The organism is Pseudarthrobacter sp. PS3-L1 (genome assembly GCF_030063285.1).
GTDB lineage: Bacteria > Actinomycetota > Actinomycetes > Actinomycetales > Micrococcaceae > Arthrobacter.
This window is the reverse complement of record NZ_JASISU010000003.1, coordinates 71309-96526: the sequence shown is the minus strand read 5'-3', so window position 1 is coordinate 96526 and position 25218 is coordinate 71309. Positions and strand designations below refer to the sequence as shown.

General features: G+C 62.6%; 20 protein-coding genes and 1 pseudogene. 5 read left to right on the top strand and 16 right to left on the bottom strand.

The features are described 5' to 3' along the window. The first annotated feature begins 103 nt into the window (after nucleotides 1-103). Together ppc and QMG79_RS08260 are read left to right on the top strand one after the other, a co-directional pair. On the top strand, nucleotides 104-2941 hold the full coding sequence (ppc, locus tag QMG79_RS08265) for a phosphoenolpyruvate carboxylase (RefSeq protein ID WP_283538122.1): 2838 nt from the start codon (nucleotides 104-106) through the stop codon (nucleotides 2939-2941). Between the two features lie 70 nt (nucleotides 2942-3011). Then, entirely contained in the window at nucleotides 3012-3317 is a 306-nt protein-coding gene (locus QMG79_RS08260) for a hypothetical protein (protein ID WP_283538121.1), read from the top strand. A 26-nt stretch (nucleotides 3318-3343) separates the two neighbouring features. Here the strand turns inward: QMG79_RS08260 and QMG79_RS08255 are convergent, their stop codons facing one another. The 3 genes from QMG79_RS08255 to yczR all read right to left on the bottom strand — a co-directional run bounded on the left by QMG79_RS08255 (nucleotide 3344) and on the right by yczR (nucleotide 6617). Then, a complete protein-coding gene (locus QMG79_RS08255; RefSeq protein ID WP_283538120.1) occupies nucleotides 3344-3967 on the bottom strand; it encodes a DedA family protein in 624 nt (207 codons plus the stop codon). Between the two features lie 67 nt (nucleotides 3968-4034). Next, nucleotides 4035-4985 carry an RluA family pseudouridine synthase gene (locus QMG79_RS08250; RefSeq protein WP_283538686.1) on the bottom strand — a complete coding sequence of 317 codons (951 nt, stop codon included), beginning with the start codon at nucleotides 4983-4985 and terminating at the stop codon, nucleotides 4035-4037. Between the two features lie 171 nt (nucleotides 4986-5156). Beyond that, complete coding sequence (yczR, locus tag QMG79_RS08245) at nucleotides 5157-6617, bottom strand: MocR-like transcription factor YczR (RefSeq protein WP_283538119.1); 1461 nt, start codon at nucleotides 6615-6617, stop codon at nucleotides 5157-5159. A gap of 59 nt (nucleotides 6618-6676) precedes the next feature. Between yczR and yczE the strand changes: the two genes are divergently transcribed. Next, nucleotides 6677-7309, top strand: coding sequence for a membrane protein YczE (yczE, locus tag QMG79_RS08240; RefSeq protein ID WP_283538118.1), 633 nt, complete (start codon nucleotides 6677-6679; stop codon nucleotides 7307-7309). Nucleotides 7310-7447: 138 nt separating this feature from the next. Here yczE and QMG79_RS08235 read toward each other — a convergent pair whose 3' ends face one another. From QMG79_RS08235 to QMG79_RS08205, 7 genes and pseudogenes are all read right to left on the bottom strand, one after another. Next, nucleotides 7448-8056, bottom strand: a complete 609-nt coding sequence (locus QMG79_RS08235; protein WP_283538117.1) for a DUF305 domain-containing protein — start codon at nucleotides 8054-8056, stop codon at nucleotides 7448-7450. A 133-nt stretch (nucleotides 8057-8189) separates the two neighbouring features. Beyond that, a complete protein-coding gene (locus tag QMG79_RS08230) occupies nucleotides 8190-8669 on the bottom strand; it encodes a hypothetical protein (RefSeq protein ID WP_283538116.1) in 480 nt (159 codons plus the stop codon). A 139-nt stretch (nucleotides 8670-8808) separates the two neighbouring features. Next, the gene (locus tag QMG79_RS08225; protein WP_283538115.1) at nucleotides 8809-9069 is read right to left on the bottom strand and encodes an SHOCT domain-containing protein; all 261 of its coding nucleotides are present in this window, start codon (nucleotides 9067-9069) and stop codon (nucleotides 8809-8811) included. 119 nt (nucleotides 9070-9188) lie between these two features. Then, nucleotides 9189-10037 (bottom strand): DNA-formamidopyrimidine glycosylase family protein, encoded by an 849-nt coding sequence (locus tag QMG79_RS08220; RefSeq protein WP_283538114.1) that lies wholly within the window; start codon nucleotides 10035-10037, stop codon nucleotides 9189-9191. Next, entirely contained in the window at nucleotides 10030-15246 is a 5217-nt protein-coding gene (locus QMG79_RS08215; RefSeq protein WP_283538113.1) for an Lhr family helicase, read from the bottom strand. The genes QMG79_RS08220 and QMG79_RS08215 overlap by 8 nt, the downstream gene beginning before the upstream one ends. A 77-nt stretch (nucleotides 15247-15323) precedes the next feature. Continuing rightward, the gene (locus QMG79_RS08210; protein ID WP_283538112.1) at nucleotides 15324-15998 is read right to left on the bottom strand and encodes a DUF4232 domain-containing protein; all 675 of its coding nucleotides are present in this window, start codon (nucleotides 15996-15998) and stop codon (nucleotides 15324-15326) included. Nucleotides 15999-16101: 103 nt separating this feature from the next. Beyond that, nucleotides 16102-16934 (bottom strand): annotated as a pseudogene (locus QMG79_RS08205) (dioxygenase family protein). 215 nt (nucleotides 16935-17149) lie between these two features. On the opposite strand from QMG79_RS08205, the gene QMG79_RS08200 reads away from it, so the two are divergent. After that, nucleotides 17150-17476, top strand: a complete 327-nt coding sequence (locus QMG79_RS08200; RefSeq protein ID WP_283538111.1) for a hypothetical protein — start codon at nucleotides 17150-17152, stop codon at nucleotides 17474-17476. Nucleotides 17477-17496: 20 nt separating this feature from the next. On the opposite strand, the gene QMG79_RS08195 is transcribed toward QMG79_RS08200, so the two are convergent. Continuing rightward, nucleotides 17497-18078 (bottom strand): DinB family protein, encoded by a 582-nt coding sequence (locus QMG79_RS08195; protein WP_283538110.1) that lies wholly within the window; start codon nucleotides 18076-18078, stop codon nucleotides 17497-17499. Between the two features lie 163 nt (nucleotides 18079-18241). Here QMG79_RS08195 and QMG79_RS08190 point away from each other — a divergent pair, with 163 nt between their 5' ends. Then, nucleotides 18242-19339 (top strand): epoxide hydrolase family protein, encoded by a 1098-nt coding sequence (locus QMG79_RS08190; protein ID WP_283538109.1) that lies wholly within the window; start codon nucleotides 18242-18244, stop codon nucleotides 19337-19339. A gap of 299 nt (nucleotides 19340-19638) precedes the next feature. On the opposite strand, the gene QMG79_RS08185 is transcribed toward QMG79_RS08190, so the two are convergent. The 5 genes from QMG79_RS08185 to QMG79_RS08165 all read right to left on the bottom strand — a co-directional run bounded on the left by QMG79_RS08185 (nucleotide 19639) and on the right by QMG79_RS08165 (nucleotide 25215). After that, the gene (locus QMG79_RS08185) at nucleotides 19639-19890 is read right to left on the bottom strand and encodes a DUF1272 domain-containing protein (RefSeq protein WP_283538108.1); all 252 of its coding nucleotides are present in this window, start codon (nucleotides 19888-19890) and stop codon (nucleotides 19639-19641) included. 83 nt (nucleotides 19891-19973) lie between these two features. Continuing rightward, a complete protein-coding gene (locus tag QMG79_RS08180) occupies nucleotides 19974-20225 on the bottom strand; it encodes a hypothetical protein (RefSeq protein WP_283538107.1) in 252 nt (83 codons plus the stop codon). Nucleotides 20226-20673: 448 nt separating this feature from the next. Next, nucleotides 20674-22710 (bottom strand): putative bifunctional diguanylate cyclase/phosphodiesterase, encoded by a 2037-nt coding sequence (locus QMG79_RS08175; RefSeq protein ID WP_283538106.1) that lies wholly within the window; start codon nucleotides 22708-22710, stop codon nucleotides 20674-20676. Between the two features lie 246 nt (nucleotides 22711-22956). Beyond that, on the bottom strand, nucleotides 22957-23799 hold the full coding sequence (locus QMG79_RS08170) for a glycosyltransferase family 8 protein (protein ID WP_283538105.1): 843 nt from the start codon (nucleotides 23797-23799) through the stop codon (nucleotides 22957-22959). A gap of 33 nt (nucleotides 23800-23832) precedes the next feature. After that, nucleotides 23833-25215 carry a D-arabinono-1,4-lactone oxidase gene (locus tag QMG79_RS08165; protein WP_283538104.1) on the bottom strand — a complete coding sequence of 461 codons (1383 nt, stop codon included), beginning with the start codon at nucleotides 25213-25215 and terminating at the stop codon, nucleotides 23833-23835. Between the last annotated feature and the right edge of the window lie 3 nt (nucleotides 25216-25218).

Here is a 25218-nt window from a genome sequence, read left to right as displayed (position 1 = left end):
CACACCGTGGCGTGGGGCGGGTAGCATCGTCTACCAGTAACGTGGCTCACAGTATCCAGCGCAGTGTACGAGCGGAGTCCAAGTCCCTCGAAAGACAGGTTCCATGACTGACACTGCATTCACAGCTGAATCCGATCTCGCCTCCGGACTGGCCGCGGAACTTCGCGCGGACGTCCGGCGGGTCTCGACCCTGCTTGGAGAGTCGCTGGTCCGCCAGCATGGTCCCGAGCTCCTGGAACTTGTGGAGCAGGTGCGCCTGCTGACCAAGGAGTCCAAGGAGGCGGCCCGTGGTGGAGCTGACGCGACAGGCCCGTGGAGTGCCCACGATGTCGTGGAGCAGGTCCGTGAACTGCTCGGCTCCCTGCCCATTGAGCAGGCCACCGACCTGGTACGTGCCTTCGCGTTCTACTTCCACCTTGCCAATGCGGCCGAGCAGGTTCACCGTGTCCGAGGACTGCGGACTCGGCAGGAAAAAGACGGTTGGCTCGCAAAGGCTGTTGCAGACATCGCCGAGCAGGCCGGACCCGAAGTCCTGCAGGGAGTGGTGGACGGCCTGGACGTCAGGCCTATTTTCACTGCCCACCCCACGGAGGCTTCGCGACGGTCCGTGTTGGACAAGATCCGCAAGCTCTCCGATGTGTTGGCAGAGTCCACCGAGGAAGGCACCACGGCGCGGAGCCGCCAGGACCGCCAGCTGGCAGAAATCATCGACCAGATGTGGCAGACCGACGAGCTGCGCCAGGTCCGGCCCACTCCCGTCGATGAAGCCCGGAACGCAATTTATTACCTCGGTGGCATCCTCACTGATGCCATGCCCGCCATGCTGACTGACTTTGCGGAATTGCTGGGCGCCCATGGCGTCACGCTCAAGTCGGATGCCGTCCCTGTCCGCTTCGGTTCCTGGATTGGTGGCGACAGGGATGGAAACCCCAACGTCACGGCAAGTGTGACCCGTGAAATCCTCCAGATCCAGAACCAGCACGCAGTGCGGATCAGCATTGCCATGGTGGATGAACTGATCACCATCCTCTCCAATTCCACAGCACTCGCCGGAGCAGACCAGGAACTGCTGGACTCCATTGATGTGGACCTGGCAAACCTTCCGGGTTTGGACAAGCGGGTGCTCGAACTCAATGCCCACGAGCCCTACCGCCTCAAGCTGACCTGTATCAAAGCCAAGCTCATGAATACTGGCAGACGTGTTGCAGCCGGAGCCAACCATGAGCATGGCCGTGACTATAACGGCACCCCTGAACTGCAGCTGGACCTGGCCTTGCTTGAAGCGTCATTGCGCAACCACTCCGGTGCGCTCGCAGCCGATGGCGCACTTGCCCGTGTGCAGCGTGCCATTTCTTCCTTCGGCCTGCACCTGGCCACGCTTGATATCCGCGAGCACGCTGACCAGCACCATAGCGCCGTTGGCCAGTTGATGGACCGTCTGGGCGGCCCCGGCGTGCACTACGCGGAGTTGAGCCGTGCTGAACGTTTTGAGGTACTGGGCTCCGAGCTGGCGTCCCGTCGGCCGCTCTCCGGGCACCCGATTAAGTTCGACGGCGACTCCGACGGCACCTACGACGTCTTCCGTGAGATCCGCCGGGCCCTGAAAACCTATGGTCCGGATGTTATCGAGACCTACATCATCTCCATGACCCGTGGTGCCGATGACGTCCTGGCGGCAGCAGTCCTGGCCCGCGAGGCTGGGCTGGTGAACCTCTTCGGCGACTCCCCGTATGCCCGGATCGGGTTTGCCCCGCTGCTCGAAACGGTGGAAGAGCTGAGGGCTTCCGCGGAGATTATTGACCAGCTGCTTTCCGTCCCTTCATACCGTGACCTGGTTCGCCTCCGCGGCGACGTCCAGGAAATCATGCTCGGCTACTCGGACTCCAACAAGGAATCCGGCGTGATGACAAGCCAGTGGGAGATTCACAAGACCCAGCGGAAGCTCCGCGACATTGCCGCCAAGCACGGGGTTCGGGTGCGCCTGTTCCACGGCCGCGGCGGCTCCGTGGGCCGTGGTGGCGGACCCACCTATGATGCCATCATGGCCCAGCCCAACGGGGTCCTGGAAGGTGAAATCAAGTTCACCGAGCAGGGCGAGGTGATTTCTGACAAGTACTCGCTGCCGGAACTGGCCCGTGAAAACCTGGAACTCTCCCTTGCGGCCGTGCTGCAGGCATCGGCCCTGCACCGGGATCCACGTACTTCAGAGGAACAGCGGGAGCGTTACGCCGCTGTAATGGAGGATGTTTCAGACGCGGCATTTGCCCGGTACCGTACCCTGATCGACCACCCGGACCTGCCGGCCTACTTCATGGCTGCCACACCGGTGGAGCAGCTCGGGTCACTCAACATTGGCTCCCGTCCCTCGAAGCGGCCGGATTCAGGCGCGGGCCTGGAGGGGCTGCGTGCCATTCCCTGGGTCTTCGGCTGGACGCAGTCACGGCAGATTGTGCCCGGTTGGTTCGGTGTGGGGTCTGGTCTGAAGGCCGCCCGGGAAGCGGGACACTCCGCCGCACTGGTGGAAATGATGGAAGGGTGGCAATTCTTCGGCTCCGTCCTGTCCAACGTTGAGATGACCCTGGCAAAGACGGACATGGATATTGCCGGGTACTACGTCTCCACCCTGGTGCCCCAGGAACTCCACCACCTTTTTGTCGCCATCCGTGAGGAGTATGAACTTACTGTGGCAGAGGTCCAGAAGCTTACTGGCGAGACGACCCTCATGGACGCCCAGCCCGTCCTCAAGCGCTCCCTGGAAATCCGGGACCAGTACCTAGATCCGATCAGCTACCTCCAGGTGGAGCTGTTGCGCCGTGTGCGTCAGGATGCAGCAAAGGGTACGGCCAAGGACGGCGAGCGGGTGGACATCGACGAGCGGCTCCAACGGGCCATGCTCATCACGGTCAATGGTGTTGCCGCCGGGCTTCGCAACACCGGGTAGGCGGTTTTCGCGGCATGAGCGGCGGTTCCAGGTGGTCAACCACTGTGGAGCCGCCGCTAGGCTGTAGGGCATGCCATCGTTCCAGACGCGTTTGAAAATTACCGGATTGCGCCCAGGTAACCCGCCAGAAGCTGTCATGGATGCCGCGGTCGAGGCACTTGCCTCCCTGCACCATGTGGAATCGCATCAGCTGGACCTGGCCTCGGGGGTGCCGCAACTGACCCTGCGGTTCCTTGTGGATGTCACCGTGTACAGCGGCGAGAACCGGAATGCGCACGCTGCCGCGGAGATGATGCGCGACGCCGTCGAACGTGTTGCCCTGACTGGCAACCTGAGCGTACTGCGTCGTAACCGCGGGAGATGGGTGCCGCTCTAGGAAGCTGGCAGTTCCTGGCTAGTCCGTTACAGACTGGCCGGCGGATCCGGTTCCACTACGGGTGAGCGGTTGCCCCGCTTGCGCGTGGCGATGATACCTACGACGGCGCCGATCACCAGGCCCGCCGCAACACCAATCAGCGAGCTTGCCCAAAACGGCAGCCCGGTGGTGGTGCCCGTGAAGTACCCGAGACCCACGAGCCAGCAGGCCCACACAACGGCACCCAGGCTGGCGCAGACGCTAAATCCCGGGGTGGAGACGCCAGCGATTCCCGCCGCCGCAGAAGTGGCCAGCCTGCCGCCGGGGATGAAGCGGGCGCCGATCAGGGCACCGTAGGTAGAGGAACGGCCTGCCTTCGCGATACCCGTGTGGATACCCCGATGGAACTTTTGTCCCCACCGCCAGCGATCCAGGACGTGGCTGAGGCGCCGTTTGAACAGGGCAAAGACGAGCATGTCGCCGAGCCAGGAGGCCACCGCAGCCATTGCCAACAACAGGAAGATGTTGATATGGCCTTCGGCGGAGAGCGCACCGCCCGTCACCAGGATCATCTCGGAGGGAATTGGCGGGAAAATGGCGTCGCCCATGACGGCCGGGATGACCCAGCCATAGACGGCGGCCCCCAGGCTGTCTGCGCTGCCAAAGTCCATTGCCACAACGTACCGCATCAAGATGGGCGTTCCTGAAGAATGACGAAGACTGCCCGTTCCACTGGCGTCAGGCTGCCGGGAGACCCTTTGGAGGCGCTCCGCTCAGTGTGAGCGCACTTTGGTAGCGCACGGGTTTGCCGCTGATGGGATCCCGGAAGGAGATGCCGCGCGCCAACAGTTGCAGCGGCAGTGAGTAGTCATCCGGCGCTTTGTCCAGCAGATCCGGATAAAAGGCGTCGTTGACGATTCCCAGGCCAAGTGATGCCATGTGAACGCGTAGCTGGTGTGTTTTTCCGGAGTGCGGCTCCAACCTGTAGAGGGCGCGCTGGCCGTGCTGGCCGGCGTCGAACGTCTCTTCCCGGACAATGCGCGTTTCAGCGTTCGGGTCGCCGTCGATCACTTCGGCCAGCAGGTAGCTCCGTGACTTGGTCATCCTGTTCCGCACCACCACGGGAAAGTCGACGGTGGGGAAGCCCGGTGCGGGTTCGGCAGCTGAAACGCACTCATATTCCTTCTGGACCTCGCGTTTCTCGAAGAGGACCTGGTACTTTCCGCGGGTTTGCGGGTTGGTGGAGAGCAGCAGGATCCCGGCCGTCATGCGATCGAGCCGGTGCATGGGAATCAGATCGGGGAGGTTCAGCTGGTTCCGGAGCCGTACCAGCGCCGATTCCTGGATGTAGGTGCCGCCGGGGGTGGTGGGCAGGAAGTGCGGCTTGTCCACCACCAGGAGGTGATCATCCTGGTGCAGGATACTGAGCTCCACGGGAATCCGGGTCTCTGGCGGGAGGGACCTGTAGTACCAGATGAACGTGTGGTCCAGGAGCTTGGTGGTCCGGTCCAGGGGCAGGCCGTCCCCACCCACGATCTCGCCGGCATCGAACCTGTCCTCGATGCCCTGCGGATCGATGTGCCCCCACCTGTGCATCATGTAATCCATGGCTGTCTCCCAGGGCCCTTCGCTGGGAAGGCGGAGGCGGGTGGCGTTGACTCCGTCACGCACAGGGAGGGGAGATTGCATCACGGCTCCAGTCTACGGGCGGCCCTCCGGCAGGGCCTTCCCTGAGCGTGGCAGGGGGAGGGCTTTGCGCTGGGTTCGCGGGAGCGTTCCCTGTTCGCGGGAGCGTTTCCTGTTCGCGGGAGCGTTCCAGCGAACTTGTGCCGGTCCCGCGAACCCAATGGGGCCGAGCTGCTATGCGATGGCCACACGTGGGGGTTCGGACAGGAAGCGGCGCGGTTGCGGAGCGGCCTCCAGCTGATCCTGGGCCTTCCGAAGGGCCCGGACGGCTGTCTCGAGGTGGTGGGGCGGCAGTGTGTAGGGAAGCCGAACGTAGTGGTCGAAGGCACCGCCGACGCCGAACCGTGGCCCAGCTGCCAACCGAACCCCGAAATCCGGGGCAACAACTGTCAGTGCGGTGCTGATGGGAGTTGGCAGGCGGCACCAAAGGGTCAGCCCGCCGTCGGGCTCCTGAGCTTTCCACGTCGGAAGGTGAGTGGCCACGAGGTCCTGGAGTGTGGCCCTGTGGTGTCGCAGGGTTTCTAGCCGGTCCGGAAGCGGCTCGTCGAAGTGCCGCATCAGGTGAATGGCGGCTAGCTGCTCCGTCAAGGGACCGCCAAGGTCAAGCGTGGACCTGTGGGCCGCGTAGCGACGGATCTGGGCTGTACTGGCCCGGATCCAGCCTGTCCGCAGGCCGGCCCAGTGCGATTTGCTGAGCGAGCCGATTGTCACGACCCCAGGGCCAAAGGCCGCCACGTGGTGGGATTGCAGCCCGTTGAGGTTCAGGTCCCGCAGGGTCTCGTCAATGATCAGCACTGTTCCGCTAGCTGTGGCTGCCCGAACCAGCTGGCGGCGTTGCGAATCGGGCATGAGCCGGCCCGTCGGATTATGGAAGTCAGGGACCATATAGGCCGCGGCGGGGCGGTGCGCGAGCATGCCAGCGGCGATGGCGCCAAGGTCCCAGGAGTCCTGCCCCGGTCCGTCCATGGGGATGGGGATGTGCTTGGCCCCTGCGGCAGTGATCGCATCGAGGGCATTGGGATAGCTGGGGTGCTCCACCAGGACCTTCGCTGGCCTGCCCTGCCGCGGCCCAGCCTCTGCGCGGAGGATGATCGTCAGTGCGTGCTGGGCGCCTGAGGTGATGAGGATCTGGTCAGGCGTGGTGGGAACTCCTGCGTCGCTGTAGCGTTCCGCCACAGCCTCGCGCAAGGCTGGCAATCCGAGTACCTCGTAGCCGAATCCAGGCAGAAGGGCTGGCAGGTCAGTTAGTGCTGCGGCGTACGCGCGGTGCACCACCTCTCCGCTTGCCGGCAGGGAAGCGTAGGCGAGGTCAAGGATTCCGTCGGGGGCAGAGATTCCTGGACCGGCTGCACTGGCGGAGGCGCGGGGTAGCCGGGTACGCCCTTTCGCGCCTTGCCCGCTGCTGAGGAAACCCTGCTCGCGCAGCTGGGCATAAGCTGCCGTGACAGTGGTACGGCTCATTCCCAACGCCTCCGACAATGAGCGTTCGCTGGGCAGTGGCGTGTCCAGCGGGAGGCGCCCGTCCAGGATCAACAGGCGGACGACGTCGGCCAGCTCGCGGTAGGCGGGGCCGGCGCCGTTCTGCCATGGCCCCGTGAGGCGGGCGAGGGCTGCTGCATTCAGGACTCCGGGCATGAGGCCAGTATTGCAGACTGGCTATGGAATACAAGGCCAGTCTGATTGACTATTGATTCATGATGACCCGCAGACTCCTCCAACTGTTCGTTGGCCTGGCCATGTACGGCTTTTCCCTCTCGCTCTTTATCCGCGCAGCCTTGGGCTTGGATCCGTGGGATGTATTCCATCAGGGACTTGCCGGCAGGGTGGGGCTGAGTATTGGCGTGGTGGTTATCATCATGAGTTTCATCGTTCTCCTGCTCTGGATTCCATTGCGCCAGAAGCCTGGCTTCGGAACCCTGTGCAATGCCGTGCTCGTGGGGCTGTTCGCCGACCTTGGGCTTGCCGTTATCCCGGAGTTTTCCCACCTCGGTGGGCAGGTTGCCATGTTGGTGGGTGCCGTCCTGCTAAACGGTGTGGCTTCGGCATGCTACATCGGTGCCCGCTTTGGCCCCGGTCCCAGGGATGGCCTCATGACCGGCCTGGCGCGGCGAACCGGCTGGTCGGTGCGGATTTCCCGGACGCTGATCGAGGTTGTGGTGCTGGCGGCGGGGTGGTTCCTGGGCGGCTCTGTTGGACTCGGGACGGTGGTGTATGCCTTGGCGATAGGTCCATTGGTCCAGCTCCTGCTGCCCTATTTCGAGGTGCCGGAGAAGACCGGTCAGGAGGAGGCGCTAGGGGAATCCTTGCCAAGTCGGGCAGTGCTCTAGGGGCCTCGCGATCAGCCTAGGGGCCTTGCCGGCGCAGGACGTACGGCGCAGGACGTACGGCGCTGGACGTACGGCCAGCCGTGCGAGCGGCCCACGGAGTGGCCCCGGTCCAGTGGCGGACCGGGGCCTGGTTCCTGGCTAGAGGGTTACCAGCAGGCTTTTCATCTCCTCGATTTCTGCCTCCTGTGAGGCCACGATTGTTCTGCTGAGCTTAATAGTTTCGGGGTTTTTGCCCTGGTTGATCTCCGCCTTTGCCATCATCACCGCACCCTCGTGGTGGGCGATCATCTGGCGAAGGAATAGCATTCCGGCATCGTTCCCCTCAGCGGCATCAAGCTTCTCCAGATCGTCATCGCCCATCATCCCGTCGCCCATGTCGTGCCCGGGAGCCATCTGAGTTGGTTCGTCCCAGGTTTTGAGCCAGCCCGTCATCAGGTCAATTTCAGGCGCTTGGGCGTCCTTGATCTTCTTGGCAAGAGCCGTAATCCGCTCGTCCACATTTTGTTTACTGAGCATCATCTCGCTCATCTCAACGGCCTGGGCATGGTGGGGGATCATTCCCTGGACAAACATGGTGTCCGCTGCATTGTGGTCAGAGTCCGCAGCGGAAGGGCTCGATGACATGCCCATGCCGCCATTCATGCTTGCAGCAGTACTGGAGGGTGCGCTCTGTGGAGTCCCGGCACATCCAGCCAAGGTTATAGCGGCAGCGATGGTCAGCGCAGAGATGGTCATATTTTTACTCATGGGTTTCAAATCCTTTGGTCATCAGGGTGGCGTATTTGCGCTCGTGCGGATGGCATGCGAACCAAGGCACTAGGCACGCGAGGGTACGCGTCGTGAAAAATGGCACCTGCCTGGCAGGGTGGAGCCGCGTTTTCTACGTCCTGCTGATGGAAAGCTGGCCCGGGGAAGGCCCCAGGGGTATGTAGGGATACCTGGAGGGCGGAGTGGCAAGGCCGTTGGCGCTGCCGAAGGGCAGGGCTGCGTCACCCGGCGACGGGGCGAGGAGGACTGTTGTGCCAGGGGATGGGACGCATGCTCCACCCATGGCGGACATTGTTGCGCAGCCGCACCCATCTGAGCAGCACGCTTTCACAGTCTGCGTGAGGTTCTGCCCCGGATTCTTGATCGAGGGACCGGGCGCATCCGCGTGCTGGCTATGTTGTGCTCGCATCGCGTGTGATGTCTGTGAAATCTGTGACGCTGTTGCGTGGTGACCGTTGGGTGCGGAGGGTAGCGCGTGGTCCTCGGCCATGATGTGCATGCCGAGTATTCCGGCGATAATCCCAAGAAGTCCGGTGAGGAAGACTGTACGGCGAAGAAGGGCGAGTGCCTGAATGGCAAAACGCGTTTTCATCGTCTTCCTCATATCCTTTCTTTTTACTTCCCCTGTAAGTACCGGGACCTGACGCAGACGCAATGTGTTTCTCTGGTGATCAACGGAGAGGTGCGGACTTAAGTTTCAGACGTCGTGCGGTGTGCCACTTCACTGCAGGCTATTGGATTTTTCGCCTGAGTGCGGTGCGACGTGAGGTGAATTCCTCTTCATCGATGTCCCCACGGGCAAAGCGTTCGTCGAGGATACGTTCAGCATCTTGGTCCTGTGGACGCTGGGTAGCTACCCCGTCGACCGGCCTATTTCGAGGGCGCAGGAGGATGACCACCATGGCAACGCCTGCCCAGAAAATCACCATCACCAATGCCATGCCCACCCATGCGCCAGCCCCTGCACCGTTGCCATACCAGTCATTCATCATGATCGAGCCTCCTCTTCCGAGGCTAGGTAATGCCAGGCGTCTTCACTAGGGTCTTTTGCCCCACCAAACCAGCATCTGGCCCTGGCTCTTGATACGCCTAGGGCCGCCGGGGCCCTGGGCTACTCCTTGATCTGCGGCGCGGGTTGGCAGACAGGGCAAAAGTAAATGTCCCGTTCCTCTTCCCCGTTGAGTTTGCCCAGGACGGAGTGCTTGATAGGCGTGCGGCATTTGAGGCACGGCTGGTGTTCCCTGCGGTAGACCCAGTAACCTGGCCGGCCGCCCTCACGGCCCACCGGTATGCCCCTTGCATTGAGGACGGTGACACGACGCCCCGGGCCCAGGTTGGCCTCGAGTAGGATCTTGGCGCTGGCCAGCATCTGCGGCAGCGATGTCATTGCCGGCACGTCCCCTGAACGAACCAGCGGATGGACTTTTGCCAGGAATAGCGTCTCGCAGCGATAGATGTTGCCGATACCCGCGAGGTTCTGCTGATCTAGGAGCGCGACGCCGATAGGAACCTCGGGTGAGGTGAGGATGCGGCGCTCGGCTTCCGCAGAGTCCCAGTCCTTCCCCAGGAGATCCGGGCCAAGGTGTCCCACCACGGATCCCTCATTCTCGGTTTTGACGACGTCAAGTACTCCGAGGGAGAAACCCACAGCGTCGGCTGTGGCGGTCCGCAAGATGCAACGTGCAGTGAAGCCCGGCTTCCGCCAGCGTCCGCCAGGCGGGTAGACCTGCCAACTGCCCTCCATTTTCAGGTGCGAGTGGATGGTCAGGCCCCGGCTATCCGGGCTCAGGACCCGGATCAGCAGGTGCTTACCGCGCGGTACTACCTCGCTCACTGTCCAGCCAGTGACGTTCAGTGTCGCGAAGCGCGGTACGCGGAAGTCCGAGGCCGTAATGACCTGGCCGGCCAACGCGGCGTGCAGCGTAGCCGTGGCACGGAAAACGGAATCACCCTCAGGCACGGACCCTCAACCCCTTGGGCGTGGAGTAGGCGCCGGCGGCGGCCAACGCCACGGCTGTGGGCGTATCAAGGAGGTCATGGCCGTTGACCTTTTCCATGAAGAGTTTGTCCACCGCTCCCCGGGTTACCACACCCACCAGCGCCACGGCTGCAGCGTGCAGGATGGCTGGGTCATCAGAGAAAGCGAGAAGGGTTTTACCGCCTCGCTCTACGTAAAGAATCAGGGCGCCATCGACCATGACCACCAACGCGCCTGCCTTTCGGCCTGGGCGGTGGCCACTGCCAGCTTCCGCATTCAACGCTGGCCAAGGAAGCGCAGCGCCATAGGGATTTGCCGGATCCGTGGCAGCCAGGGCCAGTGCCACGGGCTCGGTGGCCTTGAGTTCCGTATCCTCTCCGAATGTCCGGAGCCTGTCCACGGTGGCGGGAACGGCGAACTGAGCGGCACCGAGGTGTTCGATGAAGTAGCCGCGGCGGCACCGCCCGGCCTCTTCCAACCTCGCCATCACCTTGTACATCAGCCCGAACCCGCCCAGGATCTGTTCTGCCATGACAGATCCGCGGGTGACAACTCCGTAGCGGTCAAGCAGGAGTTCGGCCGTGGCGCGGGCGTGGACGGTGGCGTCGAGTTCGGGCAGCGCCAGTGCGGACCACCGTCCTGCAGCTGTAGGTGGCGTGGGCGTTCCGCCGGGGTTTCCGTACCGGCCACCTGGTGTACCAGCCGAGCCCAGCAGTCCAGTGCCGTGCGAGCGGCCCAGCCGGTTCATGCGCGGCGCCCTGGCCCGCGGCGCCTTGGAGACCTGGCGGTGCGCGGTATGCCCGCCAGCGATCATGGCCCGGACCGGGGCAAAGGTGTCTCCGGTGATGCGTCCCGCCCAGGCGAGATTCCACAGTGCCGTCACAACGTCCTGGTCGCTGAGGACTGCATCCATTCCGCCTGCGATCTCGGTGAGCTGGCGGTAGAAGTAGCCGCCACCATTGTTCTGCAGGTGGTCGAGCACCCGCTGTTCGGCATCGGAGGGTTTGAAGTCGATGGAAGGGTTCAGGGTCAGCGGCGACGATTCGGCCAAGTGAAGGCTGATCCAGCCGTCATTTCCGGGCAGCGCTCCCGCCCCGGACCAGAGAATCTCTCCGGTGGCCATTAGTTCATCGAGCATAGCGGGCTGGTAGTTGCTGATACGGCTGCCCAGTACCAGCGATTCCCAAGCAGATGCAGGCACCGGAACCCCGGAGAGCTGATCAATCGCGGTGACGATCCCGTCGAGTCCGCGCAGGGCAGGTTGTCCGCGCTGGCTGGCAGAACGCACATTCTGCCAGGCTGGCAAGAACCGGCCGTAGGCGGCGTAATCCACCGGCTCAACCTCAGCCCGCAGGGCAGCCAGGGACCGGCGTCGGAGCTTGCGCAGCACCTCGGCATCGCACCACTCAGGTGCCGGGGCAAGGGTCCGGATCGGCGTCTCGCGGGCACTGTGCGTCGCGGAATCATGGGGGTCGAAGCTGGCGGGTTCAGCGATATCCAATTCGTCGCTGTCGAGTCCGTCGTCCTCGGGATCCGCAGCGGCTGTGTCGGTTTCTCCAGTCTCGGGGCCGGTGGTGGGAACATCCAGGATAGCCAGGGACTCCGGTGCTGACGGAGCTCCGCTGTTCCCGGCGCCTGCGTGCGGCCGGAATTCGCCTTCCACCACCCGGCCGTCAGCGGAAAGTCGTTTAAGGGCGGTTCCGACGACGGCGGGTCCCAGTCCCAGCCTCGCAGCAGCTTCTGTTGCGGTGAAGGGCCCGTGGGTCCGCGCGTACCTGGACACCAGGTCACCGAGGGGATCGGCAACCGGTTCGATGAAGGCCAGCGGCACGCCCATGGGAAGCGGAACGCCGATGGCATCCCGGAGCCGTGCAGCATCTTCGACGGCTGCATAGCGTTCGACGCCGCCGATGCTGACTTTGATGGCTCGATTGGCACGCTGCAGGGCGGTGAGATGACTGGCTGCATCAGCCACGGTGGCATGCATTGCCAGCAGTGAGGCTGCGCCCTCACCATTTTCGGCGTCCACGGCGGGTGGTGCTGCCACGGTTTCGGGCAGGGCGGGCAGGGCCTCCACGGCCGTTTGGGACAGGGCTCCGGTGGAGAGCGAATTGGTCATGCCTGCCCCCTGGCCGGGGTCCGCGCCGGCGAGACGCTGGGCGGTTTCCTCTGCCGTGAGTGGTCCCAGCAGGCGCAGGAGGTCTGCAACGCCTTCGAGGCCACGGGCCCGGCGGTCCGGCAAGAGCCGCTGAAGCTCCTGTTCCGTAGAGTCAATAACTTTGGCGTCAAGAAGTTCACGGAGTTCAACGCGGCCCAGTAGCTCGTTGAGCAGCGTGGAGTCTAGGGCCAGTGCTGCCGCCCGCCGTTCTGCCAACGGGGAGTCACCCTCGTAGAGGAACTGGGCCACGTACCCGAACAGCAGGGACTTGGCGAAAGGCGACGGCTGCTGGGTGGTGGTCTGCACCATTCGCAGTTCGCGCCTTTCAATGGACGCGGCAATGTCCTTCAGCGCCGGAAGATCGTAGACGTCCTGCAGGCACTCGCGGACAGTCTCAAGCACAATCGGGAACGTGGGATATTTCCTTGCCACATCCAGCAGCTGGGCCGAACGCTGCCGCTGCTGCCACAGTGGTTGGCGTTTCCCGGGGGTCTGCCGCGGCAGGAGCAGGGCACGGGCCGCACACTCGCGGAATCTTGACGCGAACAGAGCGCTTCCGCCCACCTCTGCAGTGACAATCTGGTCCAGCTCTTCGGGATCAAAGAGGAACAGTTCGGCACCGGGGGGTTCGTCCTCCATCATGGGTACTCGCAGCACTATGCCATCGTCGGCAGCCATGGCCGAGCCATCCATTCCATAGCGCTGGTGCAGCCGTTGACCCACCGCGAGGGCCCACGGCGCATGCACTGGCATGCCAAACGGACTGTGGAGGACAACACGCCAGTCACCGAGTTCGTCGTGAAAGCGTTCCACTACCAGGGTGGTGTCGCTGGGCACTACGTCTGTGGCGAGGCGCTGTTCGGTGAGGTACTGCACCAGGTTCCCGGCGGCGAAGTCGTCCAGCCCGCTGGCTTTGCAGCGTTCCATGGCGGGCCCGACGTCGGACGCTGAAAGTTCGCGTACAAACGCCCCCAGGGCGCGTCCCAGGTCAACGGGACGGCCCAGGGAATCACCCTTCCAGAACGGCAGCTTTCCAGGCTGGCCGAAGGCGGGGGAGACTAGCACCCTGTCGTGGGTGATGTCCTCGATTTTCCAGCTGGTGGCTCCGAGGGCGAAGACATCCCCTACCCGGGATTCGTAGACCATCTCCTCATCCAGCTCACCCACCCGCCTGCCACCCTTGGCGGGTTTCGCGCTCACGGCGCCTGCCGGCGGCGCTCCGGCTTCAGACTCGCTGCCAATAATGTAGACGCCAAAGAGTCCGCGGTCCGGGATGGTCCCACCAGAGGTGACGGCGAGGCGCTGGGCACCTGGCCGGCCCTCGATCGTGTCCGCGTTGCGGTCCCAGACGATGCGCGGACGGAGTTCGGCAAATTCGTCTGAGGGATACCGCCCGGCCAGCAGGTCCAGGGTTGCCTCAAAAGCAGAGCGCGGCAGGGAAGCGAAGGGCGCGGAGCGGCGAACGGTGGCAAACCATTCCTCCACGTCAATGGCGCCCAGGGCAGTCGCAGCAACTGTCTGCTGAGCCAGGATGTCCAGGGGGTTGGTGGGGATGCTGAGCCGTTCAATCTTGCCCGCAAGCATGCGTTCCACGGTGATTGCAGTATGAACCAGGTCCGCGCGGTGTTTGGGGAACAGCACGCCCTGGGAAATCTCCCCCACCTGGTGCCCTGCCCGGCCAACGCGCTGCAGGCCACTGGCCACAGAGGGTGGGGACTCCACCTGGACCACCAGGTCCACGGCACCCATGTCAATGCCCAATTCCAGGGAGGAGGTCGCCACCACGCAGCGCAGCCTGCCGGATTTGAGGTCATCTTCAATCAGGGCGCGCTGATCCTTGGACACGGACCCGTGGTGTGCCCGGGCCAGGACGGGATCGGCGCCGGCCGAGGTCCCGGCCTGGGCCATCATGTGCGCAGGCGTGGAGGTGGAGGTGGGCAGCTCGGATCCTGCCCGTGGACCACCAACGGAGCCCTCCCCGTCCATACCGGCGGCCATGAGTTGGCGTTCGGCATAGATCTCATTGAGGCGTGCAGTGAGGCGTTCCGAGAGCCGACGCGAGTTTGCAAACACGATGGTGGACTGGTTGGCCAGCACCAGGTCCACGATTTTTTCTTCCACATGCGGCCAGATCGAGGCCTGGGGCTGGAGTCCGGAGGCTGGTCCAGAGTCGGACGCGCTGGCCGCACCCTGCAGATCCGACATGTCCTCCACCGGAACGGAGACAGTCAGGTCCCAGGTCTTTCGGGACGGGGGCGCCACGATTTCAACCGGTGCGCTGCCAGCGAGGAACTGGGCCACAAGTTCACGAGGCTCCACTGTTGCGGAAAGGCCAATCCGCTGGGCAGGTTTGGGCAGCAGCGCATCGAGTCGTTCGAGCGAGACGGCCAAGTGTGCACCACGCTTGGTGCCGGCCACCGCGTGGACCTCGTCGATGATGATGGTATCCACCTCCGCCAGCGTTTCCCGCGCTTTGGAGGTCAGCATCAGGAAGAGGGATTCGGGGGTGGTGATCAGGATGTCCGGCGGGTTGGTCAGCAGCGACCGGCGGTCCGCAGTGGTGGTGTCACCGGAGCGCACGCCCACCGTGATGAGCGGGGCTGGTAGGTCCAACCGCTTGGCGGTTTGGGTGATGCCGATCAGGGGCGCCCGAAGGTTGCGTTCGACGTCGACCCCCAACGCCTTCAGCGGCGAAATGTACAGCACGCGGGTCTTCCGCTTGGGTGCCCTGGGGCGTTTCCCCTTACCCGTCGGCGCTGGAAGACTGGCCAGCGGGAGCTCGGGGACGGGGTCTCCGGCCGCCAGTAGCCGGTCCAGCGCCCAGAGGAACGCGGCGAGGGTTTTGCCTGAACCGGTAGGAGCAACCACCAGGGCGTGCGAACCGGAGGAGATTGCATTCCAGGCGCCGTCCTGGGCTGGCGTGGCCTCACTGAACGCACCAAGGAACCAGTCCCGTGTGGGCCGGCTAAACCGGTCCAGGGCTGTCATGACTGGTGCGCTGGTTGTTCCACCACGGCGCTGCTGACCCTGCATTCTTCCATCATGCCTCACAGCACTGACAGTTCTGACCGGGTGGTCTCCAACGGTAGCAACCACCCGGTTCGGCAGCCTCAGGACGCTGCGAAAGCTCCAATGTTCAGGATACTGATGGCGGCGTTTGCGCACGCCGAGGTGGGCTGCTCAATGAAGATCGAGCCTGTGTCTCCGGGTGGGTAGATGCGGTAGCCCGCGGCGTCAACAGGTTGGCAGTCGGGGTAGTTACCGGCCTGGGTGTACCGCAGCGTCGCTGCACCGGACTGGCCCGGTGCGAGCAGGACTTCGGCTGAGGGCGATGACTCGTCCCGGCTGGCTGGCGCGCCTATCGGTTCGCCGGTGGGATCCGCTGTCAGGGAAACGCCGGCGAAGCCGTTCAGCGTGCAGTCGGCATCGCCAGTGTTGGTCAGGGTCAGGCTCATGTAGACGCTGCCGGCGGCTCCGCCACCCGAGTCAGGGTTCACGGCAGCAGACAGCATGGACGTGGTGCAGGCAGAAGGCGCACCGGGTGCAGGTGCAGGAGTAGGAGAGGACGACGACGGTGCTGGCGCGGGCGACGATGATGCGTTCGGTGACACGGGCGCGCTGGTGGCGGGCGCCGCCGTCGTCGCGGCAGCGTTGGTGCTGGGGGCGGATGCCGAACTTGTCGCCTCGGGTGAACTGCCGGCGCAGCCCGCGAGCATCAGGCCTGCGATGGCTGTGATGGCTGCGGTCGATAACATACGGGTGCGGTGCTGTTCCTTCAGTCTCATGCTGCCACTTTCACCTATCCGGTTGCCTCCGTCAACCACCGTTGACCTGCCCGGCGATCAGCATCCGCGCAGGTGGGGGGATCGATTGAGGTCAAGCTGAGCTCTAGATGGTGACGTTGAGGCCCGCTGTGTAACCCCCGGCGGCTGTGCCTGACATGGTGGCGAGCTGGTAGATGCCGCCGTCATCGCCGAAGACCATGTCGCGGGCCAGCGGTGTCTGGGGAAGGTCCATGCCGAGGATTCGTACCCGATGGTGGCATACACGTCGTTGCAGGACGCTTCCGTCAGGGCAATCTGCGAGACCCGGAGAATCTGCCCGGCGTTGGTGGCATTGCTCATGGATTCGAAAACCTCGAAGTGGATGTGCGGCCACCGGCCCATGTACGCGCCCGGGAAGATCGTGGTGAAGGTGAGTTGGCCACTGGCATCGGATTCCTGGACTCCACGGAGGAAGTTCTCGTCCTCCAATCCGGAGTCGTACATGGAGTATTTGCCGTCCTTGTCGCAGTGCCAGGCGTAGACTGCGGCCCCAACCAAGGGTGAGCAGCCGTTGGTGTTGTCCAGCAGGGTCAGCGTCAGTGTCAGTGGCACGCCGGTGGCAGTGGCGGTTGCGGCGCCAAAACTGGTGGTGATGTCCTGGCGGACCACGCCGGAAGCATCGAGGACATTTGGTCCGTTGGAGCCGTCGCCGGGGTACGGCCCGGCTGTTTCTTCTGGAATCTCAACTCCACATTCAGCGATGGCCCGTGTCACGGTGGCTGAAGCGGAGCCACTGGGCGCGGACGACGACGTCGCAGCAGCGGCGCTTGACGTCGCCGAGGGCGCGGCTTCTGCTGTGGTGGTCGGTGGCACGCTTCCTGCGGGGGTGCAGGCGGCGAGGGCGGCAGCTGCCCCGCCGCCGAGCAGGACGCCCAGCGTCCGGCGTCGGCTCAGCAAGCGCGAAAGATCAAACTCGAGTCCCCTGTCGTGGTCGGGGTGCGGGCCATTGACGAGGGAAGACTCTCCGGTCTGGGTTTTTTCATAGGGCCATCAGACCGAATTCTGCTGTGCCAGACTTTTCGCCGCACTGTGCGCCGGCTGTGAAAGCTGCGTCAATCAGCGTGAAGCTCGTGTAAAGATTGCTGCACACACGAGCGACTTACTCAGGGGGCATGATGCAGTTCAGGCGTTCAGCGGGTATCTATGTGGCAGGAGTCTGTCTTTTCCTGGGTGGCCCGCTGGTGACGTTTATTGCCTCCATCTACTGGACCACGGTAATGGCGCGGGGTTCGGACCAGGGCCTGGCTACGATCCTGGTGGGAGTAATGTTTTCTGGCGGACTGATGGGCGTTGTTGGCTTCTTCATGCTGATTGTTGCCGCGCACCGTGCGCTGGTCAAGATCGATGCGTTGCAGGTGCCAGCCCCCGCTGCGGCATCCGGGTACTCCCAGGATTCGTGGCCCGAGCAGGACGAGCAGTGGACCCAGGAGCAAAGCTAAGCGCCAAGGTGAAGTGTCTGCTAACGGAAACTGCGGGCAGCCGACTCTAGCCGATCGCAGTATGTGCGCCACCAGGCCTGGTCCACGGCTGCCATATTGTCGTTGCCGTCCCGGTGCCCGACGCTGCCGTCGGCCACCTCACGCACGATGTCTGCATGGCCGGCATGTCGGTGCGTTTCTGCGGTTACATGGACCAGGATGCGGGCGAGGCTGACTGGGTTGCTCGCTTCACGCCACCACGGCACGGAGCCGGAGGCATCAAGGTCCAATGCGGAAACTGTGGCGTCTGCATGTGCCCATACTCGTTGATAGAGACTGACAATCTCGTCGCGGGATTCCTCAGGGTGCGCCCACATGTCTTCGTTGGGTTCGGCAGTGGGAGAAAGCCAGGCAATCTTTTCGGGGAACGGCCGGTTGAAGACCACGCCGAAGTACTCGGCCTCGACGCCGGCGAGGTGCTTGACCAACCCAAGAAGATTTGTGCCTGTCGGTGTCAGGGGCCGGCGAACGTCGTACTCGGAGAGCCCTTCCATCTTCCAGAGGATCGCATCGCGGCCCTCCTGCAAATACCTGCTCAACTCCGCCTTGGCAACATCACTCATAGGGGCCAGCTAACAACGGTTACGGGCCGATCACAAGCGGGAACGAACCTACTCCATTCCGGTGGCGGATCGTAGGCTAGAGTGCCACTCACCTGACCTGCTAATCCGTGGGTCATCTGTCAAATGCGAAATGAGTGTTGTGCCTGACGTTTTTGGTTTGCACGTGACAGACACAGACGTTGATGACTTGCGTCGTCGGCTCAGGGACACGAGGTGGCCCCTCAGCTGGCCGTCTACAGGGTGGGAAGCCGGCACCGATCAGGCGGAGCTGCGGAGGTTGGTCGCCTACTGGGCTGACGGCTTCGACTGGGCGGCTCAGGACCGCTGGATCCGTGCGTTGCCGTGGAACAGCGCCACTATTGATGGAACCACCGTGTCATATCTTAGATTTGATGCGGAAGCACCGGGCGGCATCCCGATAGTACTTACCAATGGGTGGCCAAGCACGGTGCTTGAGCTGGTGACTCTTGCCCAGCGGCTGGCGACGCCGTCGCTCTCCGGTGGAAGGCCAGAAACCGCTGTGACGGTGATTGTTCCGGCAATTCCAGGGCTGCCATTCTCCCCACAGCGACCATCCCTGCACGAGCAGACGCACGAACTCTGGCACCGACTCATGAAAGATCACCTTGGCTTCGAACGCTATGCGGCACACGGCGGGGACCTGGGGGCCGGAATTACCTCACGCCTCGCAGAGGCCCACCCCGAAGCCGTTGCGGGAATTCATCTCCTGGCCGTTGCTGGCCCGGCGGACCTTGATCAAGCGACGATCAGCGATGAGGAACAAGAACACCTGCAACGCGTGGACGCCTGGACAGCAGCAGAAGGTGCTTATCAACACCAACAACAAACTCGTCCCTTGACTTTGGCCCCTGCTTTATCGGACTCGCCAGCAGGGTTACTTTCGTGGATCCTCGAAAAACACAGGGCATGGAGCGACTGCGCAGGGGACGTCTCAACGCGATTCAGCGACGACTATCTTCTTACGCTCGCCTCGGTCTACTGGTTCACGAATTCCATCGCCACATCGTTTCGTCCCTACTACGAGTTCGCGGCTGGCTATACAGCCCGGGTCCATCAGGTTGCAGTCCCGACGGCGGTCGCTGTCTTTCCCCGAGATCTTGCGCAGCCACCCCGAAGCTGGGCAGAGCGGTCCTACAACGTCACCCAGTACACGACGATGCCCCGGGGCGGACATTTCGCTCCACACGAGGAACCTGAGCTGCTGGCCGCCGACATCAACGCGTTTTTGCAAACTCTCTGATCAACACATCCGCTAACTTCTCCTGTGCGAAATGAACCAGGTGGCCGACCCCTGCGGCGAGGTTTCTCAGACAGGCCCGCGTTGACGTGGCGAAGAGCCAGCTCTCTTCAGGGTCTGGGCTGCGTGCGACGTCAACGCCATCGGTGGCGCAGTTGAAGCTTTAGGTTCCCCGGATGGGGGGCCCACGCAGCACAAAGCGTCCCATCACCATCGGCCCATTAAAACCTCAACAGCGGTGACAGTCGTCAGCGCTCACTAGCACCAAGCTCGAAACGGCCACGTATGGGGTGGATCGCCTGCTAGTTAGCGGTGGTCTTTTGAAGGCAACTAGGGGACACAACCCGGGTAGGGCTGGCCGGGTTGTTGACCAGGGCACCAGCAGGCCTCGTGGGGCGTCGTTGAAGGTCTCCGCCGCAGTTTGGGCAGGAACCATGAGGAAACAATCTGACGCAAGCCGGGCACCATGTGCACTCGAATGTGCAGATGTATGCCTCGTCGGATGGGGAAATGTCCCGGTCGCAACATTCGCAATTTGGGCGGATCTCAAGCATTTCTCAACTCTATCTTCGAGACGCTTCTCGTTAGTTACCAGAAGCGCCTCGAACTGCCCCCCGGTCAGGGATCAGTGGCCGGATTAGTGGAACTCGCGTTTGTAGTCAAAGCTCCAGGTGTTGCCCACGAACGAATGGCAGGAGGTAGTCAAATAGCCTTTCTGCGCATATTGGTTCTTCCAGTAGGCGCAGGCTTCATAGGAAACTCGCGGCCACGCAGTAAAGCCGGCAGGTGTCGCCGATGCTGCCGGGGCGATAGCGACGCCTATGCCCAAGAGAAGACCGCATGCCAAAGTGATAGCCGAGTAACGCTGGCGCGAATGAAAAGTTTTCATGCTTACTCCTTTTATTAAAGTTGAGAGGTATTCAAGCTCAGGGTGCGCTCTTTGCCGAGTCTACGGACGAAGACGACGCATTGACATGGGCAGCTGTACCCATTCCCACCCACCGAATTCCCACCCACCAACGCAACTTCAGGGCCTTTCTTTATGACATCCTGGAGGAACTCCGCTCCATAAGTCGCGGGCATGGTCAACAGCCTCCCACGAGCCTCAGTTCGCTAGTTCTAGGAGTCAACAAGACCGGGGGCAGTTCTCGAAGCCGGGGCAGTCCCTGGTGAGGACAACACTGGCTCGATTTGTGTGGTTCGAGGGAGTCGCGGCGAGGACTTCTGCCGGGGCTTATCGCAACCGTCCAAGTTTCCGTATTTAATGATGCTCGCAAAGTGTCACCTGACGGGACTGCCCAGGATTGAGTAGACCGCTTCAGGTCGCATTCTGTGCCTCAGCTTGTGCTGGTCTCGGACGTACCTGGGGATTCCGGTGACTTGATGAGTTGCGTGAGCCAGTCTGTGAGAAGCCCGCTGGAGGCGGGGTTCGTTGCTTCTTGCATGTGGTGGAGGGCATGCCATGACTCAACGTCTGAACCTGAGGTGAATCCAGGGTTGGTGCTGATTTCGTGGATGAAGCGGGTGAGCGGGCAGCGTTCAAGGTCCAGGACATGCGGGGCAGCCAGCCGGGCAAATTGCCAGTGATAGGCCAATGCGCCGAGTGGCGTTCGAAGGTGAGACGTATGCAGGTAGGGTTCGAAGGAATCCACCCATGGCCCGCAGTCTTCGCCCGGCATGGGCTTTGAGAAAAAATAGCCCTGGCCCAGCGGCGCCCCCAGGACGGTGGCCACTTCAGTGAGGCTTTCGTCCTCGAGGCCTTCAACCACTACAGTCATCCCGAGGTCCCTGCCCATTTGAATGAGGGTGGTCATGATACTCAGTGATTCCAGAGGCCGGTCATAAGCGTGTAGGAAGAGCCCACGGTCGAGTTTGATTGCAGTGAAGGGGAACGAGGACAGCCGTTGGAGGCTGCTGTACCCGGAGCCGAGGTCATCCATGGCTAACCGGATTCCGTATCCGGCGAAGTCCTGAAGCGCGGCTCGCTGTTTTTCCAGTTCCATGGTCTGGGATTCCAGGAGTTCCAGTCCTAGGCCACCAGGTTCAATGTGATAAGCGCGGAGCGTTCGCTCCACCATTGCCGGTAGTGTGCTGTCGTTCAGGATCTCTGGAGGCAGGTTCACTGCCACGTTAGGACGCACGCCTTCCCTATCCCAGCCGGCGATAAGCCCTAGTGCTTGGTTGAGGACATCGTCGAAAAGGATGCGTAGATCTTCGGCGGTGAGATGTGGCAGGAACTCATCGGGGAAAGCAATCCGCTCCCCAGGTAGGTGAAGTCGGGCCAGGGCTTCGAAGAGAACCACCGAGCCTTCGCGGAGATCGATGATGGGTTGGAAGTGGACCAGGACGTTGCCGTTTCGGAGGGCGCTCCTGTACATCTGCGGACTTCGAGGGATTTCTGCCGTGGTTTGGGCGTGAACAGGGAGCGGATCGACGGCGGATTGCCACCACGGCATAGCTTGGGCGCGCCGTTTTTTGGCAGTATAGAGAGCTTCATCAGCGCTGTGCAGGATTATCTGGCTGTCCGTGCCCTCCCGGGGAATCAACGCAACACCCATCGACATGCCAAGGTGCACCTGGTGCCCTTGAACAGTGAAGGGTTCCTCTACTGCCTCATGAATGCGGTCCATAATTCCCGGGAGGTCTTCATCCGATGTGGCGAAAGAGACATTTCCTAGGATGAGGAGGAATTCATCCCCGCCCATCCTTGCCAGTAAGTCCCCATCGCGTAAGCCTGCCGTGACACGGCTTGCCCACTGCTGGAGGACTGAATCCCCTGCCGCATGACCGAATGTGTTGTTGACGTCCCGGAAGTCGTCCAAATCGATGAGACCTACCGCAACCGTCATATCCTGTTCCGGGAAGCGTTCTACCGCATTTTCGAGAGCCTGCTCGGCTGCGGCCCGATTCGGTAGGCCAGTAACATGATCGCGCATGGCTTGGGCCTGTAAGTGTTTAAGCAAAGCCACATCGTTCGTGATGTCGCGTTGAACGCTCACGTAGTGAGTGACCTCGGTACCCTGTCCCTCGCGCATTGGGATGATTTTTAGGGCCGTCCAGAATGCGGAGCCGTCTTTACGGTAGTTAAGGATCTTCCCGTCGAATACCTGCCCCGAGCCCAGGAGTTCCCTTATCTGCCGTCTGGTCCCCGCATCTGTACCGGGGCCCTGCAGGACTCGGCAGTTCTTTCCGAAAAGATCCCCTGGCTCATATCCGGTCATCGCGACGAACGAGGCAGACACATGGGTGATGGCTTGCCTGGCGTCGGTGATCAGGGAGTAGTCAAATGTCGCAGCGCGTGCTGCCTCAAGGATGTCTGCAGAACCACGCATGCCGTCACCGCCGTCATCGGTACTACACACCACAACGCTCATATTTCCCCCATGGAATCTGGCTGGCGAACATCAAGCTGGACCCAGCCGTTAATCCGGCGCTGGCTTATCGGAGGATGTTCGTTGCAGGCTACTAAGCGCTAATCGTACACAGCCCCGGCAGTCCCGCCAGCCGTTTATCCTTGCCGTCACCGCGGATGCCGTCACCGGACGCGGTGACGGCATTCAAGGCGGACAGCTCTCACCATTCTGCCCCGGGAGCTAACGTCCTGTCCTTGGACCGGCGGGTCAGGAGTGGACGGGTTCGCTCAGGGTGTCGGCCATCTTCCACCAGAGCCGGTTTACCTCGAAGTACCTGTCGGCGGAGTCGAGTGGCTTCTCCCACGGCTTGTCGATGATGTAATGGATGTTTTTCACCGACGCCGAATCCCAGACGGAGGGGTGCTGGTGTGGGAGGGTCTTCAGCGCGTTGTATACGTAGGGCAACGGAAGCCAGCGGTCGCGATAGTACTCGTTGAGGAAGTCCTGTTCGGCGAATGGATAGCTCGACAGGTCGTCCACGGCCGATAGCTGTCCCACCATGTCGGCGAGAACCGCCTGGTCAGGCGACAACACGAGGAAGCCGCCGTTCAGGTAGTTGTCGGTTGCACCCGGTTCCGTGACATGGTCTCGACCTCGGCAGTGGGTGTAGAAGCAGTTGTCGGGCGTCCAACTCTGCGGATAGCTCGGGATCCGGTTGGGGTTGCAACGGCATGCGTGGCAGGCGGCGATGGTCCCTTCGGCCAGTTCGAGCGAGAACAGCTCATCCATGTTCTGGGTCACGAGCATGTCGGCGTCCAAGAACACAACGCGCTCGAAATCGGTGAGGCCCCAGACAGCCAGCTTTGTCCAAACCTCCGCAAAGCGGGAGTTGGCGTAACTGTGCGCTGATCCGCCCGCTGGACGCAGCGGCGCGACTTCGCGCACGATGCATCCATCGTTCCGGAGGAGGCCCCGGGTCTCCTCGTCGATCCCGTCCGTCACCATGACGACGAGGGGGGCCTTACTGCCGGAATCCGCGAGCGAGGCCCGTAGCGTCCTGACCCCTACCAGGTAGTTGGGTTGCGTCAGCAAAGTAACCCAGGCATTCATCGGCGGTGCTCCTGTCCTAGTGTGTGGGTCGAGTCAGTCGAGTAGGGCCGCAGTGAACGCGTTTGCGAATCGGTGCTGGGGGTCGAGTGCCTCGCGCACCCGCCGGAAGGCTTCCCACTGCGGGTAGAGTTCCGGCCAGTTGTACAGGGACTCATCGAAGTACTTGCCCCAGTGAGGGCGTCCGCCCTCCTCGGCCAGGGCCCGTTCCACCGCCCGGAGGAAACTGTCGCCCTCTTCGGACAGCGAGCCATCGGCAGCGTAGTAGACCACGAAACCGAAGTAGCAGGTGTTCTGGCCGTGGGATGGACTTAGCCAACCGTCAGACGGGCCCGTGCAGCGCAGGATCACCGGGTAGTGCATCCGGGGACGCGTCCGCGTGTGCCATTCCTTGATCTTCCTGACCACCGCACCGGCCCTGTCCAGTGGGATGGCAATCTCGACGTTGATCTGTGGGGTGGCGATTCCCCGACAAAACACCTGATAGACATCACCGGTGACGTCGGTGAAGTCCCGGAAACGCGCCACAGTCTGCAGCGGCTTGCCGTCGTCGGCTAGCCCCCTGGAGTCATCGCGAAGCTGGCGAAGCGTGGATTCCACGGTGTTGTTCATCGTTGCATTGGTGGTCTCATACTTCACCAACTCACTACCGCCAGCCCGGTACCGCGAAACCTCGTCGTCGGTCGCCTCGTTGGCGGTCCAGACCTGGACCTGATTTTCCTGGGGAAACCACCATGCCTTGACCAGGACATTTTCTTCGTTCCAGGCCTTCAGGTCCGATTCTAAGTTGTCGGCGTCGACGGCCTTTTTGACGCAGGTGTAGATCATGGACTCCCGCGCCTGCAAGGTCACAGCCGTGATGACGCCGAGTGAACCGAGGCTGAGCTGGACGGCGGGGAAGTCCGGGTGGTCACGATCAAATTCGGCGAGGGTGCCGTCCGCCAACACCATCCGGATCGACAGTGCAGCGCTGGCGATGGAGCTCTGCCGCAAGCCTTGGCCATGGGTCCCGGTAGACAGGGCGCCGGCCAGTGTCTGCTCAGCAATGACTCCGGGGGAGGCATCCAGCATCTGTCCTCGCGCCGAGAGAAACGCATATACGTCGGCCAAGGGGGTCGAACCAGCAAAGGTCGCGGTGTCCTCGGTGCTGGAGATCAAGCCGCTGAGCTTACTCAGGTCCAGCAGCGTACCGCTCCCGTCAGCGACCTGAATCATTCTGCCGGGTGACATCCGGCTTCCGATCATCCGAACCCGGCCGTCGCTGGTGGACAGGAAGTCGCACAGCTCCGCCTCAGTGGCCGGAGCGACAACCGAGCCGGGTGGGCCCAGCCGAGAGTTTTTGGCCCAGTTGCGGAGCCGAATGTCCTCACCGGTGAGTTCCGGCTCTTGGTGAGGGTAAGCGAGTTTCGTGATAGCCATGGC